The sequence below is a fragment of the Paenibacillus sp. Marseille-Q9583 genome (assembly GCF_976954365.1).
Genome location: NZ_CDRJTB010000046.1, coordinates 21,494 through 36,534 on the forward strand (window position 1 = coordinate 21,494; position 15,041 = coordinate 36,534).

Genomic DNA, 15,041 nt, shown 5'->3' on the forward strand with positions numbered 1-15,041 from the left:
AATATTTTCATACCAATGATTCCTGCATTTGTTGGAGCGGGTTTAATTGCGGGGAAGTATGATTTCGCAAATTGAGCTAGACTTAAATGAATTGCCAGAATCAGAGAAAAAAGTAGTGGAGTACATTCTTGCAAATGCTAAAGAAGTGCTGCATATGACCATACATGAGTTAGCGACAAAAGCGGAGGCAAGTAGTGCGGCGGTTGTTCGTTTTTGTCGGTCGCTTGGAATAGAGGGCTTTCCAGCGCTGAAAATCCGTTTATCAGCGGAAGTAGAAAATACGCAGTATGTTGGCTACTTTGATGTTGAATCGAATGAAACGGTGCATTCTATCATTGATAAAATGTTGTCAAATACAATACTGACCTTTCAGAATACGGCGAGTCAACTGGACACGCAATCTATCGAGCTAATGATTTAAAGATTAATTCTCCAAGTTATTGGAGCTATTTTTGCACATAAATCAATTAATTTAATTCAATTGAATTAATCAAATGAATGAATTATACTTGCAATGTAACAGGTTCATTCATGACATCTATTGGAGGGGGGCCATTCGCATGTATACGGTTGGATGATGACAAAAGGCAACGATCAGCAATGAACTCTGGAAAGAAATAAACGTTAGGAGGAGAAAGAGGTATGAACATTCAAGATACTAGAATCCCTACCTACTCACTTGCGGAAAGAGATCGTAGATGGAACATTGCAAATCAGCTAATGGAAGAAGAGCATGTGGATGTATTGATTGTGTATGGAGATCGAGAAGGTGCGTTCCCTGCTGTATTTAACCCGGACACTTACTTTACGAATGAGCGTCCAGGTTCTATTGTCATTTTCCCTAAGAATGAAGAGCCGATCTCTGTTGTCTTTTTAGCCACTGCTGTGGAAGATCATATTCAAGCTGGATATACGAATACGCAAGGCTGGATACGCCCGGAAAATATGTATGTCGGAAAAATGGGTGCACACATTGTCAAGATTATGGAAGAGAGAGGACTTACAAATAAAGCATTTGGTGTGATTGGCTTAGAGCCTTATCCTCCCTATTACTTTGATGGAGCCATGCCCTATAATACTTGGCAAACGATCCTAAAAGGATTACCGAATGGGACCTTTAAGCCTGTGGGACACAAATTTTTCGCACTGTCTTCTGTGAAAAGTCAGGAGGAGATCGCGGTATTAAAATGGTCAGCGAACGTTGGGGAAAAAATGTGCCAGGCGATGCTTGAGGCAACGAAGCCAGGCGTGAGAGAAAATGAGATCTATGCGGCAGCGATGAATGCTTGTGCGACCCATGTCGGGTATACGACAACGATATTAATGGGATCAGGACCAGAGTTCGTAGGATGGGGATTGCCCGCATGGACATATCGACCAGAGGAGCCGCGGGTGATCCAAGAAGGAGATATTATTTTGGCCGAGGTATTTTCATCATTCGGAATGCTAGAGACGCAGCATCAGCCTTCAATCGCTGTAGGAGCTGTGCATCCGGATTTTGAGCGGGCGGCAGCGGCAGCGAGACAATCGTATGAGAACGGAGTAAAAGAGCTGCGGCATGGGGCTACTTTCGGAGACGTGGTTAAAGCGATGAATGAGCCGATGCGTGAAGCAGGAGGTTGGCACGTTCATCCGCTTATTCATTCCATTAGTCCATTTGGTCTTATTGGGGTTGGCGATGAGATTGCACGGTTGCCTGAGGCGAGAGAGTACGGGAAAGTGCTGCCGATCCCATCCATAGGGTTAGAGACCGAACTCAAGACAGGAATGGTGTTTGCATTTGAGCCGAATTGTGCGATTGGTAAGAAGGTCATTAATCTTGGCGGAACGGTGATCGTGGGTGAAGCTGGGGGGATTGAACTAAATAAAAATTCTACTCAGCTGATGAGGGCAACTTGGTAAAATAGCAAAAGGGTACGTATAGAAGAATGTATATGTCTTCGTTACGTACCCTCTTTTTAATGAGAATAGCCGCTGCATGTACGAATCGACATTTCGCCAAGCTCCTTGGCGATCAAAGCAATGTGTACTTCATCCAAGTCTTGAATCCCTTGGCGTCTCAAATAGGTTTCCTTCGCCACAGAGAACGCAACCGATTGTCCAACAATTGCATGTGCGATTAATATTGTTTTTGGATCTTTTGCGTCTAGATCCATTAATTTACTCACCAAGACGGCAATCATCTGATGTAGTGGCTGGAAGAATTGTTCATACAAAATGTCATAAGCCTCTGTAGGCTGCATCTGCTCTCTTGCGATAAATACACTTCTTGCATTGGCTTCATGATTACCAATCATCGTCTTGGAAAATTGCATCATGACTTTTTTAAGAGCTTCTGCGGCTTCTTCTTTTGACCGTTTCTCAATCTCTTCTGTCTCAATTAAAGCCTGCTTCAAAAAATCATCTTGAACGGCTGCTGTCAAGCGACGGGCAACCGCTAAGTACAATCCTTTTTTTCCACCGAAATAATACGGAATCGCCGATTGGTTCACACCAGCTTCATCTGCAAGGGTCCGCGTACGTACGCCTTCATAGCCATTTAATCCAAAGATCCGCAGCCCTGCTTCTAATAAACGAGTTTGGGTGGAGTCTTCATTTCCTTTATTCATATCGTTGCTTAGGTTTGTATTCAATGTCCATTCCTCCATACAGTTGAGTATAATTAATTCAAATGAATTAATCAAACTAACTTCCTTTATGAAGTGACGGATTGTAATATGAAGTGCGACACGTAAAACAAAAAGGCCCATGCTGGTTTCGTGTAAAATAGGAGTTAAAAAAGTGATGGATTTGCTTGTAGGTTTCTTCAGGCTGGTCATAAAACGTCATATTTGATGAATTAATGTCATACATTGCGAATTCGGAATATAAGTAGTCTGTAAACCGGATAAATAGGTCGGATAAATGGGGTCAAGATCACCTGAAACGATGACTACAGGTTTGGTATTTCCTTTAAGCTGGACAAAAATTTCATCATGAATGTCTACAAGAGCTTCCCAAAGCTCAAAATAGGTTTCAAGTGAAACCTTATAGAAGCCTTCATATAATTGTGAAATCTCAGGACTGTCTGATGTATAAAGAGTGATGTTTGGAATGACATAATCGGCTAGTAGCTCTATTGAGTTATTTTGAACTAACGATCTTCGATGCTCTGTGAATTTAGCTGCTGTGCATTTTGAAAAAAAATAATGGAATAGAGTGCAGGCTGCATTCTAAGACTATTTCCTGTTTTAAAATTCCGAGCAGCATGGCACATATGCTTCCTCTCCATAACCAACAGTGAAAAAAGAAGGAATATTGAGCCGCTCTAGAAGAAAAAGAGTGAATAGCAGTCTCCAAGCTACTCTGACTGGCCCTTTATCGCTCAATTCATGTCCGCGCAAATCATAGCGAAGAATATGATAGTGTTGCTGCAAATAAGGAACAATCAAATCCCAGGAACGTAAATTCATACCCGCTCCGTGGATAATCAGGATAGCGTCTATTTGTTGGTTAAGAGAGTTAGAGTGAAGATATTCATAATAAATGTTCATACCATTTCGATCAATATAAGGCATATGCTGTTCAGTTTCCTCTCATCATTAAATCGTAAGATTAATCACATTCAGCACCGAGTGTCACTTTAGCGTTCATAGGAATCACTCGACAAGAGTTGGATAATGTTTATTTATTACCCACACAAGTCATCCAAATTGCAGAATATTTAAAGTAAGTGTCCGAAATCCTATCCTTTACCTACATAGAATTTCAAACAGATGTACTTGCCATAATTCAGTTGTCAGATGAGTAGCTCTGCGTAGTAAAAAAACTGGATAAATTGTTAATTTCACCCCTATAGTCACTAAAATCGATTATAATTAAATTTATGTTCAAGTCGATTACTTATCCTAAGTTAATAGGATATGCTATAGAGTTTTCAAATACACACTTATGGATAAGAGGAGGCGAATGATATGACGATAATGCCTGTTATAATAATGATCTTTGTATTTGTACCTGCCATTGTACTCATGGTAAGCATGCCTTATTTAACAAGAGAGACGATTAGTTTTGGGGTCAACGTCAGCCCTGTACAATTCCAAAGTGAGCCTCTGCACCAGATGCGGAAGTCATATGCTAGGATTAGTGCTACCTTGCATACCATCCTATTCATTGTTTGTATCATCTGTCTACTATACGGTGATGAACATTCCAAGCAACAAAGTTGGATCATTGTCACTTATTCACTTGCCATGGTCGTAATCTCCCTAGTCATAAACATTAGCTTTCATTTCAAAATGAAAAGTTTACTACCTATGCTGCCTATTGCTCCGGAACCATCGATCATGGCAGTGGACACTGGATTTCGAAAAAGAAACATTGGCTTGTCTAGTATTTGGTTCCTCATTCATGCTTTAATTATTGTTGTTACTATTGTAACTGTGCTACGCAACTACGATCTGATCCCTGATCAGATTCCGATCCATTACAACAGCAGTTGGAACATAGACGGCTATGCAGCTAAATCTTATAGTACTGTATTTATGCCTACGATAATGCAAGTGTTGATAACACTTTTGTTCATATTTGAGAATTGGAGTATTCGCAGAGTGAAGCAGCAGGTTCAACCCACTGATCCTAATCGTTCCATCAGACAAGACGTAACTTACCGCCGTACTTGGTCATATTTTATGATTACAGCAAGCTTCTTAATAGTTATCCTGTTTTCCGTCGTACAACTAAACATGATATCTCTGCTTAACATGAATTTCTCTATTCCTATTATCCTAATCATAATAGCCCTTATCATCTTATACGCCTTCGTCTTAACGTTCTGGGCAGGCCAGGGCGAAAGCCGCTTGGAGCGATTTGCCGATAGCTCCAATGTCAGACCTGTCCATGATGATGATAAATGGCGATTAGGTATGATTTATTTCAATCGCAAAGATCCAAACCTAATCGTCAAGAAAAGGCTTGGAGTCGGCTGGGGATTAAATTTCGCTCACCCAGTAAGCTGGCTGTTTTGGCTCGGAATTATTGTACTGTTAGTTGTGGTGCGGTAACAAGGCAAGCTCTTATCGAGCGATTGAGGACATCGTAAAGGACTCTTGTTTCAGGAATAGGTAGTTTTAGTCCTAAATCTATTGAATACAGCTATGTATTTACCCGCACTTACCTGTCATTGATGGGATGTTCGCGTGAATCAATTCTTGTGACTTCTGCCATTCGGTAGAAGTTTTTATTTTGGATGATTCGTGATATTATTCCATTTAATAGTATAATAAGACTTTAGTAGATCAGGACTAGTTAGACTAAATGGTGTTATTGTACTAATTGCATCATATAGCTATACATCCTTCATAAATACAACGTTAGACAGCCAATGAGAGAGAGGAATGATAAATCATGATAGAACTAAAAACAAATGAGTACTACAAAATAAGTCATCTTATTGCTCATAAAGATGATGAATTTATCTTTGTATTTGTTCAATCAGTCATTGATCTTAATCAAATGGGAAAGATATTTGTTAATAATTTTGACAATCCAACTGCTGGATTAGTTGCTAGTCGCGGGTGAAAGTATTATCTTTTTGGAGAAGAAGAAGATCAAGCGTTCAATCGCTCCTTGCTTGATTTTTTAGCCAATCCAGCTAATCATGCTAATTTTCATGATTTATATTTCTCTTCAAACACTTGGCTCTCTATTATAAAAACCCATTGAATGACAATACAGTTGAGCTAAGAAGATCCCATTATATTTATAGTGACACTAGAATGGTTCCTGAAGAGCAGCGTGTTCAATCTGGAGAATTCCTATTAACGAGAATGAATGAGAAGTTGTATGAAAGATATATAAAGGAAATAGATGATTCTTATTCCTTGCTTTGGGATTCAGCGAGGTATATCTTGATCGAGCATTTGGTTACTGTTGTTTGAATGAATCTGGTATTGTAAGCGCATGTAAAACCTTCTAATTGGGTGGAGGGTATATTGAACCCGACATAATTACACTTTCAGATTATAGAAAACAAGGGTTGGCTCTTACTCTATGTCAGGAATTTATTAAACAAAGTAGGCAACGTAAGTTAATTCCTTATTGGGATTGTGATTCTGGCAATAATGCATCTAACCAGTTGGCTAGTAAATTAGGTTTTAATAAAGTTGGAGAAGTGCCGATTTTATGGGATTTCCCCTGGCCAAGAGAGATAGGGGACAGTTATTTCAGAAAAAAATTGCTTCACGCACAACGATCTCATTACGTTGTATACCTTGAGTCAAGTGAAAGGAATGAATATAAACATGAAAGAACCATCCGAACAGCTCATTGAAATGCTTGGACATCCGTACAATCCCAAGAGTGTTCAAGCTTTGCTGCAATCATTCGGCGTCAAACGAATGGCAAAGCCGAACAGCTATTTCAACGACGATATCATCTGGTCTGTGAAATCATCGATACGTATCGATATTTATCGCGCACCAAAAATAAATGATATGACTGGACTCAAATATACAAATCAAGATGAATGGATCATTGGGGCAATACATTTTCTTGCGCCCGGGTCGGATGATAGAATTAAAGCTCAATTCCCCGGATACCTTCCCAAGGGAATCACGATGAACTCAACACCAGATGAGTCGATAAAAGCATATGGTCAACCTGAACTGGATGAAGAATGTGAGTGGCCTGGTTTTTTGGGTCGAATTTTGGCATGGCGCAAGCCGGGCATAAATATCGCAATTGAATATGAGGACAGTGAGATCGATAGGGTGATGAGAAGTTACACAGCCTGTTTAATTGGCTGCATAGGCGCCTGGCGAAACGATAATCCAGAGGTTTTTGCTCCGTGATTGTAAGTTTCACTTTGAAGCTTTTGAAGTCGCCAAGCGCAACAGCAAGCCTGTCTTCTTTTCTACTGACTATAGCTAGTTATTGACCCACACGTACCTGTCATTGATGAGATGTTCGTGAGGGTTGCTGGAAAGCTTGTTCTTTATCAGTAACTTTTCGAGAGGCGAAGTTAGAGTTTCGAAACAGAATATTTACCGAAAAAAACGCCTAAAGGGCGTTTTTTATTATCTTTAAGTATCTCAGTAATATCTTTTTTGAATTAAATTACATATTAAAGAGTATTTCTCGTATTAATCTCTCTTTGTTACAATCAGATTGTTATCTAAAGGAGGGTATAAAATGAACTATCGCAAATTAGGAACGAGTGGCTTACATCTAAGTGAGATCGCCTATGGTAATTGGATTACACATGGTGCTCAAGTGGACAATGATACTGCCCATGCTTGTGTTCACGCTGCATTGGATGTAGGGATCACAACATTTGATACTGCAGATGTATATTCCGATACGAAAGCTGAGATGGTGCTGGGCAAAGCATTAAAAGGAGTGCACAGAGCTGATATCGAATTGTGTACCAAGGTGTGCCATCCCACAGGGACGGGACGTAACGCAAGAGGTCTGTCTCGCAAGCATATTATGGAGGCGTGCCATGCTTCACTGAACAGATTACAGACCGAATATATTGATATCTATTATGCGCATCGCTTTGATGCAACAGTATCCCTTGAAGAGACCTTCTTGGCTTTTTCGGATCTGGTACGTCAAGGTAAAGTTCTTTATATCGGGATAAGTGAGTGGACGGCGGATCAGATAGCAGAAGGTGCTATTTTGGCGAGAGAATTAAAGGTACCATTGGTGGCTAGTCAACCTCAATATTCGATGTTATGGCGCGTGATGGAGACGGAGGTAGTTCAAGCTTGTGAGCGGGAAGGGATTGGACAGGTGGTCTGGTCACCGCTTGCTCAAGGGATTCTTTCAGGCAAATATATGCCAGGGCAACCATTGCCAGAGGGTTCTCGTGCTTCAACAGCTGCGGGCTCGCCTTTTATGAACAAATTGGCGGGTCAGTGGCTTCGGACTGAGGTGCTTGAGGCGATCTCGAATCTCTCTTCCATCGCCAGCGAAGTTGGGTTGACGCTTCCGCAGTTGGCTATAGCATGGGTGTTACAAAATCCACAAGTCTCATCTGCAATTATTGGGGCATCCAAGCCTGAGCAAGTAATAGAAAATGCCAAAGCTGCGGGAGTTCGTCTGGATAGGGAAGTGATGTTGCACATCGATAGGGTGCTAGAAGGACTCGTTGAACGTGATCCTAGAAAAACGGGCTGAATATTATATTATTCAAGATTAATAGCCTCTGAACTCATATGTCCTATGATCTCTAGTAACGCGGATAAGGAGGCACGATCGGAATCGGTTCTCCAAGCGGCATAAAGGGGAATCGATGGTGTGCTTTCTTCAAAGGCACGAAACACGACACCTTCACGCTGAAAAATAGCAACGGAAGAGGGAACAATTGCAACTCCAAGATTAGCAGCTACCAAGTTTACAATGGTGTACATCTGAATGGCCTCCTGTACAACATTCGGATACATGTCGTGTTGGGCGCAGAAGCTCATAATGAGGTCATGAAAAGGAGCTCCTAAATGACGTGGGAACGATATAAACGTCTCTAAAGCTAAAGAGCGAATGGATAACACCGGTAAATGAGCTAGGTGATGCTGCTCTGGCAAAACGGCAATAAGCGATTCATTGACTAAGGGACGATGGTCGATATGTTTGCCGAGCTCTGTATAACGTACAAATCCAATGTGAATCGTTCCTTCATGTAAAGCCTGCCACTGCTGAGCAGATGTCATCTCATGTAATGTGAGTTGTACTTGTGGATAACGTTCCCGAAACATTTTTAACATATCAACCAGCACTCCACCAGCTGCAGAATCTATAAATCCAATGTTCAAATGTCCGATAATTCCTTGATCGACTAATTGTGTTGTTTTAATAGAGCGTTCCAGTTGAGCTAGAATGGATTTAGCTTCCTCTAGAAATACCGCCCCCGCTGGCGTGAGACGAACTTGTCTCTTGTTCCGTTCTAATAGTTTCACACCAATCTCATTCTCCAGAGCTTGAATTTGCTGGCTTAAGGGAGGCTGCGTCATATTTAGCTTCTCTGCTGCACGGTTAAAATGCAGTTCCTCTGCTACTGCGATAAAGTATTGTAATTTTTTTATGTCCATACTGTTCAATCTCCCTTGAAATGCTTCTCCAAGCAAGTATAAGGATCTTTGAACGGAAATGAAAGGAAGGGCATGTCGTCTCCCCATAATCCTCCCACCCCATCTTAATTTTTGATAAAAACATTATTGCAATTGGATCGTAGAATTTGTTAAAGGGGACTAGAGATGGTTTTATTCGAGTGCACGATGCGCTAGACTAGAAATGACGAACTGTTAGATTGGTCATAAGGAGGATAACGACGATGATAAGAGGGTTAACAACAGCAGGCTTGGGTGAACTCAGTTCTAATGAAGAATATATCAGACTTGCGAGCCAATTCGGCTTTCAGTCGATAGACGCGAATCCATTGGAGTTAGTGCAGCAGTATGGTAAGGATGGGGCTGTTCAATTGCTGGAAAGCCATGGCATCATGCTAGGATCATTTGGTTTAGTGGTAGATTGGCGCACGACAGAGGAAAGCTTCGGGGAAGGGTTGAAATCGCTTACCCAAATGGCTGAGGCCGCTGCTGCATTAAATTGTACGACATGTTGTACATATATTTTACCTTCGACAGATCTTCCGGTCGCAGCTTTTATGATTGCAGCCACAAGACGATTAAGAATATGCGCTGAAATATTAGGCGCTTATGGAATTACATTAGCATTAGAGTTCGTAGGCCCTCATCACTTACGTACACAATGGGCAAATCCACTGATCTGGACGATGCAAGATACGTTGAGCTGGATGGAGACGATTCAAGTGAGAAATATTGGATTGTTACTGGACGCCTATCATTGGCATACGAATGGATTAACGAGTGAGGATCTGCTGAAATTACAACCGCATCAAATTGCGTATGTCCATATCAATGATGCTAAGCCTCTGCCTATAGAGGAATTGCAAGATTTTGATCGATTGTATCCAGGAGAAGGATCTATTGATCTTACAGGATTCTTGGGAAGCCTGAAAAAGATCGGGTATACCGGGGTGATCGCCCAAGAAGTTCTGGCGCCGTCTTCCGGGCAAAGTTCATCTGAATTATTTTCTCGTTCCAAAGCAGGCTTCGATAAAGTATTCTCATTGCTGGAAAACGTACCAATATAAATTAAACTTGAACCCGACATAGGAAAATCATCAGATCAATCGATATAGCATTTGATGATCTCACGTAAATTAAGTTCTATAAAAACTTCTGCCGAGTGTTGGTAGAAGTTTTTTTCTGTTAGCAAACGTTCTCCCCATGTGATAGTATTTCACTAAAATATGGAGATGATTATTTAGCGGCTCCAATGCTAGTGAGAGGGGAACAGTCGTGTCGATTCGGATAAAATTACTGTTATCTTATACGGGAATGCTAGTCGTTAGTTTACTTATCATCGTAATGACGGCGGCTTTATTTACAATTGCATCAACTGGAGATGTTCATAGTCTTCAGGATTTTTATAAAGTGCACTATCAATTAAATCCGTTGTCGGAGCAAGAGGAATCGATTTTTTTAGAATTAAAGTATTTAGCCAAGCATGACCCGGATGAATTGCAGAACAAGGATTTGTTACTGGAATATGATTTTAAGCTAAAGACAGAGAAAGCGGGACTATTTGTAAGGCGAGTGAATGACCCTGTGTTTGAATCACGCACCTTCAATCAACCGGAATTAAAGGAGGCTTTACCTCCTTACGATCTCAATAACTATCAGATTCGTAACACGTTTAATATTAAAGAAAGATTTTATGGATATGCCAAATTTGACTTTAAATATTCGGATGGGGCGAAAGGCAGTGTTTTCGTCATCAAAGAGCATAGTCCTTTTGCGGAACTCACACGGAGGCTGTTACCGATCTTTTCATTGATATTAATTGGCGTACTTGTGGTTGCGAATGTGCTATTATATCGCTGGATTACACGAAGTGTTATTAAGCCACTGAACAAGTTAAGGGATTCCGCAGTACGAATTCAAGAGGGTGACCTTCAGTTTGAGCTTAACCTGCAATCCAAAGACGAAATCGGACAATTAAATAAAGCTTTCGAGACGATGAGGCAGAGGTTGCAAGAGTCAGTGAACCTTCGTCTGCAATATGAGGAGAACCGGAAGGAATTGATCTCAAATATTTCACATGATTTACGTACTCCGATCACGAATATAAAAGGGTTTATTGAGGGTATAAGAGATGGCGTCGCCAATACACCTGAGAAGATGGACATGTACGTCGACATTATTTATAACAAAACCATAGGAATGGATAAATTGGTTGATGAATTGTTCCTATATTCCAAGCTGGATTTGAATCAGGTTCCATTTGCGTTCGAAGCTGTGGATATTATTGCATTCCTTGAGGACTGTATCGAAGAGATGCGCTACAATAACGAAAATAAAGGAGTTTCATTTCAGCTGGGCGCTCATAACTCAGAGCGTATTGAGGTTCTTGCAGATTTGGATAAATTAAAACGGGTATTACTGAACGTAATTGGAAATGCGCTAAAGTATATGGACAAGCCGAATCCTTTAATCTTTTTTTCTCTGCAAGTGGATAGTGAATGGGTGACTGTTGAAGTGAAGGATAATGGAATGGGTATCGCAGCTGAAGCTCTTCCACATATCTTTGAACGGTTTTATCGTGCAGAGCCTTCTCGGAATCTATCGACAGGTGGTAGCGGACTCGGTCTTGCGATCGCTCGTCAGATTATTGAAGAGCATGGCGGGTCGATATGGATGGAAAGTGAACCAGGTGTGGGATCAAGCTTGTTCTTTACTTTAAAGCGAACGACCGACGAAGGAGGATTTCATTCGCATGACACGGATTCTGATTATAGAAGATGAGGTAACGATAGCGCAATTGGAAAAAGATTATTTTGAGCTGAACGGTTTTTCCGTGGATATATGTCATACAGGTTCAGATGGGCTTGGGCAGGCTCTTGAAGGGGATTACAATCTTATTATCGTAGATTTGCAGTTGCCCGGCATCGATGGATTTGAATTATGCCGCCGTATTAGGGAGGCGAAGGAGGTACCGATCTTTATCGTATCTGCGAAAAAAGAAGAAATCGATAAGCTTCGGGCATTTAATCTCGGAGCGGATGATTATATTACGAAGCCCTTTAGTCCAAGTGAATTAGTAGCAAGAGCGAAAGCGCACTTAACGAGATATGAACGTATGCTTAGTAAGCTAGAACCAATGGAGAAGCATGAGATCCAAATCCGTGGAGTTCATATCGATAAAAATTCCCGCAGGGTGTTCGCGCGGAATCAAGAGGTTTTGTTTACCGCGCGGGAGTTCGATGTACTGGTCTTTTTAGCGAGTCATCCGAATCGGGTATTCAGCAAAGATGATCTATTCGAACGGATCTGGGGGATGGACTCCAGCGGGGATATCGCAACGGTTACGGTTCATATTCGCAAAATACGGGAGAAGCTGGAAGCGGACCCCTCAAATCCACAATATATTGAAACGGTGTGGGGTGCGGGATACCGGTTTACGGTGTAATGGCGTTTTTCTTTACGATTTTCGATAATTTTAAGCTCTGGTTAATACTTTATTAATAAATCGTTTCTGGGGAGTTTATTTCTTTCCATTATCATTTAGTTATAGACATGAACAACAAATAACTTAATGATCTTAGGGGGAAATATAGTGAAAATCGTAGCTAAAAAAGCAGCAGCAATCATGGTCGCAGCAACACTAGGCGCAACCTCTTTACCCTTTGCGGTGTTAAATGTACAAGCAGCACCTGCATCAAGCAATATCGGGATATCCGCAGCAGCATCTAAGTTATCTGATAAAGAAATTCAAGAAGCCGTTGAAGTGCTTGCGGGACTAGGTGTGTTACAGGGTTATGCAGATCATTCGATGGGTGTACACCATCCAATCAATCGTGCAGAATTAGCGAAAATGGTAGGTTTGACCTTTAAATTACAAGGCGCCGAGGAGAACATTGCTCCATTCACTGATGTGAATTCGAACGTATGGTATTACAAATATGCGTCAGTACTTGTTGGTTTAGGGATAATGGAAACAGTAGATGGTAAATTTAACCCTAATGAACCGGTAACGGATGAAGAGCTTGTGCAAGTAGTATCGAAGGCGCTAAAGCGTGACCTCTTATCGGTTAACTATTGGGTTAATCAATTGAATTCTACTGCTGAACCCGCAACACGCGGAGAAGTAGCGGCCTTACTGAATACAGCACGTAAAGCAATGCCTTCCGATAAAGCTCAAATTACAAGTGTGAAATCGATCAATGAAATTACATTAATCGTGACCTTGGATGCTCCTTTGACAGCTGAGAATGAGGTGTTTGCTAAAGCAAAAGAAGATTTTGTATTCAATGACGGTCTAACCTTGACGAATATGCCGCGGCTGAAATCGGGTTCTGTTGCAACGTACATTGTTCCTACATCGGTGCAAAAAGCTGGAACAACCTATAACTTAACGTACAAAGGTAAGAATGCAGGATCATTTGCAGGAAATGCAGCCAAGGTGGATATGACAACGACCACTCAGGTAACGAACGATACCTTTGAGATTGAAGCACTGAAAACAAATGGGGTCATTGACTATGGATATGTCATCTCTGCATACAGTGGTGGTCGTGGTGCTAACGCATTTGTGTTGGATGAGAACAACAGAGCAAGTGGCATTACGTATCAAATTATACCTTCCATGCAAGGTAGACAAGTAACGATTACGCCAGAAGGTGGGGCATCCATCGTTGCCAAGTATGTCCCCTTTACCCAATCCACAGACGGTAAGATTGAGCCGAAATTCCGGCTGCCTGAAGGACAAGTCTTGAAACCGGGAGTAAAATATACCGTAACATCCGACTGGGCCAATATAGCAAATCCATCATTCGAAGCGAAAGAAATAGCGCCACTGCAAATCTCCAGTGCGGAAGCTGTCAGCGAAACCTCCATTAATGTAACTTTGGCTCAAGATCCTGGGGATGAATTATTTTCAGGTCGTAGTGTACAACTAACTGCTCCAAACGGAGACACATTGGCTGCAACGTATAAATTCTCCAGTCGTAAAGGTGCGGTAGGTGTATTCGATATTACGAATAGCGGTGAATTGGCTGCAGGGACAGTGTATACTGTAACACCAATAGGCGCATGGGCAACTTCTCAAGCCACATTCACTTCGAAATAAGGCGAGTCTACATGAAAGGTGTTGAATGTCATGCGCTTTCTCGTGTTAACACTCTTCCTCTTTATTTCAGGATGTCAGACAGATGGTTTAAAGGTGTTAAACAATCAAGAGCAGCAATTAACTCAGGAGGTGAGCAATGAAATGGACAAATTGAACCAAGCACTGTTAACTGCTGCACTTCAAGGAGATAAGGATCATATAACAAAACTATTAGCAGATGGTGCAGATATTGATGCTACAGACAATGATGGTAGGACGTCCGCTATGATCGCTGTACACACGAATCAATTGGATATATTCAAATTATTGCTTGAAAAAGGTGCCGACATTAATATTCGTGACAACCGCTCGGATAATCCACTTCTCTATGCTGGGGCTGAAGGTATGCTTGATTTTGTAAAGATATCTGTTGCTGCAGGCGCTGATACATCCATTCTGAACAGGTTTGGGGGAACCGCCCTTATCCCTGCTGCTGACCGCGGTCATGTGGACATTGTGGAAGAGCTTCTTACAAGTTCTGACGTCAATATTGATCATGTAAATAATCTGGGTTGGACTGCATTACTTGAAGCGATCATACTGGGCGATGGCGGGAAGGCACATCAGACTATAGTGGAATTGTTAATTCAGCATGGTGCGGACATTCAACTTGCGGATTCTAATGGAATTAGCCCCTTACAGCATGCACAAAATAGGGGTTATCAAGAAATGGTTGAGATGCTAATGAATAAACGTAGTGAGTCGCTATAATTATAAGAAAAGGAAACCCCGATCAATTTGGAGTTTCCTTTTTTTGTCCTTTAAATACAGGATTACTTACGTCCACAGACCTCGTAATATAGTATAATCAG

General features: G+C 41.4%; 15 protein-coding genes. 12 read left to right on the forward strand and 3 right to left on the reverse strand.

Annotated elements, in window-relative coordinates; all coding sequences use genetic code 11:
* Window positions 1-46: 46 nt before the first annotated feature.
* Window positions 47-421, forward strand: a complete 375-nt coding sequence (locus ACWNM1_RS19750) for a MurR/RpiR family transcriptional regulator (protein ID WP_449602316.1) — start codon at window positions 47-49, stop codon at window positions 419-421.
* A gap of 221 nt (window positions 422-642) precedes the next feature.
* A complete protein-coding gene (locus ACWNM1_RS19755; protein ID WP_449602317.1) occupies window positions 643-1,902 on the forward strand; it encodes a M24 family metallopeptidase in 1,260 nt (419 codons plus the stop codon).
* Between the two features lie 56 nt (window positions 1,903-1,958).
* On the opposite strand, the gene ACWNM1_RS19760 is transcribed toward ACWNM1_RS19755, so the two are convergent.
* A complete protein-coding gene (locus ACWNM1_RS19760; protein WP_449602318.1) occupies window positions 1,959-2,633 on the reverse strand; it encodes a CerR family C-terminal domain-containing protein in 675 nt (224 codons plus the stop codon).
* Between the two features lie 597 nt (window positions 2,634-3,230).
* Complete coding sequence (locus ACWNM1_RS19765; RefSeq protein WP_449602319.1) at window positions 3,231-3,557, reverse strand: alpha/beta fold hydrolase; 327 nt, start codon at window positions 3,555-3,557, stop codon at window positions 3,231-3,233.
* 396 nt (window positions 3,558-3,953) lie between these two features.
* On the opposite strand from ACWNM1_RS19765, the gene ACWNM1_RS19770 reads away from it, so the two are divergent.
* The 5 genes from ACWNM1_RS19770 (at window position 3,954) to ACWNM1_RS19790 (ending at window position 8,160) form a co-directional block, all read left to right on the forward strand.
* Window positions 3,954-5,042, forward strand: a complete 1,089-nt coding sequence (locus ACWNM1_RS19770; protein WP_449602320.1) for a DUF1648 domain-containing protein — start codon at window positions 3,954-3,956, stop codon at window positions 5,040-5,042.
* A gap of 343 nt (window positions 5,043-5,385) precedes the next feature.
* On the forward strand, window positions 5,386-5,559 hold the full coding sequence (locus ACWNM1_RS19775; RefSeq protein WP_449602321.1) for a hypothetical protein: 174 nt from the start codon (window positions 5,386-5,388) through the stop codon (window positions 5,557-5,559).
* A gap of 397 nt (window positions 5,560-5,956) precedes the next feature.
* Complete coding sequence (locus tag ACWNM1_RS19780) at window positions 5,957-6,310, forward strand: GNAT family N-acetyltransferase (RefSeq protein ID WP_449602322.1); 354 nt, start codon at window positions 5,957-5,959, stop codon at window positions 6,308-6,310.
* Window positions 6,282-6,830 carry a hypothetical protein gene (locus ACWNM1_RS19785; protein WP_449602323.1) on the forward strand — a complete coding sequence of 183 codons (549 nt, stop codon included), beginning with the start codon at window positions 6,282-6,284 and terminating at the stop codon, window positions 6,828-6,830. Before ACWNM1_RS19780 ends, ACWNM1_RS19785 begins: the two co-directional genes overlap by 29 nt.
* A gap of 340 nt (window positions 6,831-7,170) precedes the next feature.
* Window positions 7,171-8,160, forward strand: a complete 990-nt coding sequence (locus ACWNM1_RS19790; RefSeq protein WP_449602324.1) for an aldo/keto reductase family protein — start codon at window positions 7,171-7,173, stop codon at window positions 8,158-8,160.
* A gap of 8 nt (window positions 8,161-8,168) precedes the next feature.
* Here ACWNM1_RS19790 and ACWNM1_RS19795 read toward each other — a convergent pair whose 3' ends face one another.
* Window positions 8,169-9,068 carry a LysR family transcriptional regulator gene (locus tag ACWNM1_RS19795; RefSeq protein WP_449602325.1) on the reverse strand — a complete coding sequence of 300 codons (900 nt, stop codon included), beginning with the start codon at window positions 9,066-9,068 and terminating at the stop codon, window positions 8,169-8,171.
* 242 nt (window positions 9,069-9,310) lie between these two features.
* Between ACWNM1_RS19795 and ACWNM1_RS19800 the strand changes: the two genes are divergently transcribed.
* From ACWNM1_RS19800 to ACWNM1_RS19820, 5 genes are all read left to right on the forward strand, one after another.
* Window positions 9,311-10,153 (forward strand): sugar phosphate isomerase/epimerase family protein, encoded by an 843-nt coding sequence (locus ACWNM1_RS19800; protein WP_449602326.1) that lies wholly within the window; start codon window positions 9,311-9,313, stop codon window positions 10,151-10,153.
* A gap of 208 nt (window positions 10,154-10,361) precedes the next feature.
* Window positions 10,362-11,867 (forward strand): ATP-binding protein, encoded by a 1,506-nt coding sequence (locus ACWNM1_RS19805; RefSeq protein WP_449602327.1) that lies wholly within the window; start codon window positions 10,362-10,364, stop codon window positions 11,865-11,867.
* Complete coding sequence (locus ACWNM1_RS19810) at window positions 11,839-12,531, forward strand: response regulator transcription factor (protein WP_449602328.1); 693 nt, start codon at window positions 11,839-11,841, stop codon at window positions 12,529-12,531. The genes ACWNM1_RS19805 and ACWNM1_RS19810 overlap by 29 nt, the downstream gene beginning before the upstream one ends.
* 147 nt (window positions 12,532-12,678) lie before the next feature.
* On the forward strand, window positions 12,679-14,190 hold the full coding sequence (locus tag ACWNM1_RS19815; protein ID WP_449602329.1) for an S-layer homology domain-containing protein: 1,512 nt from the start codon (window positions 12,679-12,681) through the stop codon (window positions 14,188-14,190).
* A gap of 141 nt (window positions 14,191-14,331) precedes the next feature.
* On the forward strand, window positions 14,332-14,940 hold the full coding sequence (locus ACWNM1_RS19820; RefSeq protein WP_449602330.1) for an ankyrin repeat domain-containing protein: 609 nt from the start codon (window positions 14,332-14,334) through the stop codon (window positions 14,938-14,940).
* Window positions 14,941-15,041: the final 101 nt, after the last annotated feature.

Bases quoted from the DNA above. Each gene is read 5' to 3' on its own strand.
- ACWNM1_RS19775 (WP_449602321.1), top strand. From the start codon at position 5,386: ATGATAGAACTAAAAACAAATGAGTACTACAAAATAAGTCATCTTATT.
- ACWNM1_RS19785 (WP_449602323.1), top strand. From the start codon at position 6,282: ATGAAAGAACCATCCGAACAGCTCATTGAAATGCTTGGACATCCGTAC.
- ACWNM1_RS19755 (WP_449602317.1), top strand. From the start codon at position 643: ATGAACATTCAAGATACTAGAATCCCTACCTACTCACTTGCGGAAAGA.
- ACWNM1_RS19800 (WP_449602326.1), top strand. From the start codon at position 9,311: ATGATAAGAGGGTTAACAACAGCAGGCTTGGGTGAACTCAGTTCTAAT.
- ACWNM1_RS19770 (WP_449602320.1), top strand. From the start codon at position 3,954: ATGACGATAATGCCTGTTATAATAATGATCTTTGTATTTGTACCTGCC.
- ACWNM1_RS19765 (WP_449602319.1), bottom strand. From the start codon at position 3,557: ATGCCTTATATTGATCGAAATGGTATGAACATTTATTATGAATATCTT.
- ACWNM1_RS19790 (WP_449602324.1), top strand. From the start codon at position 7,171: ATGAACTATCGCAAATTAGGAACGAGTGGCTTACATCTAAGTGAGATC.
- ACWNM1_RS19820 (WP_449602330.1), top strand. From the start codon at position 14,332: ATGGACAAATTGAACCAAGCACTGTTAACTGCTGCACTTCAAGGAGAT.
- ACWNM1_RS19795 (WP_449602325.1), bottom strand. From the start codon at position 9,068: ATGGACATAAAAAAATTACAATACTTTATCGCAGTAGCAGAGGAACTG.
- ACWNM1_RS19810 (WP_449602328.1), top strand. From the start codon at position 11,839: ATGACACGGATTCTGATTATAGAAGATGAGGTAACGATAGCGCAATTG.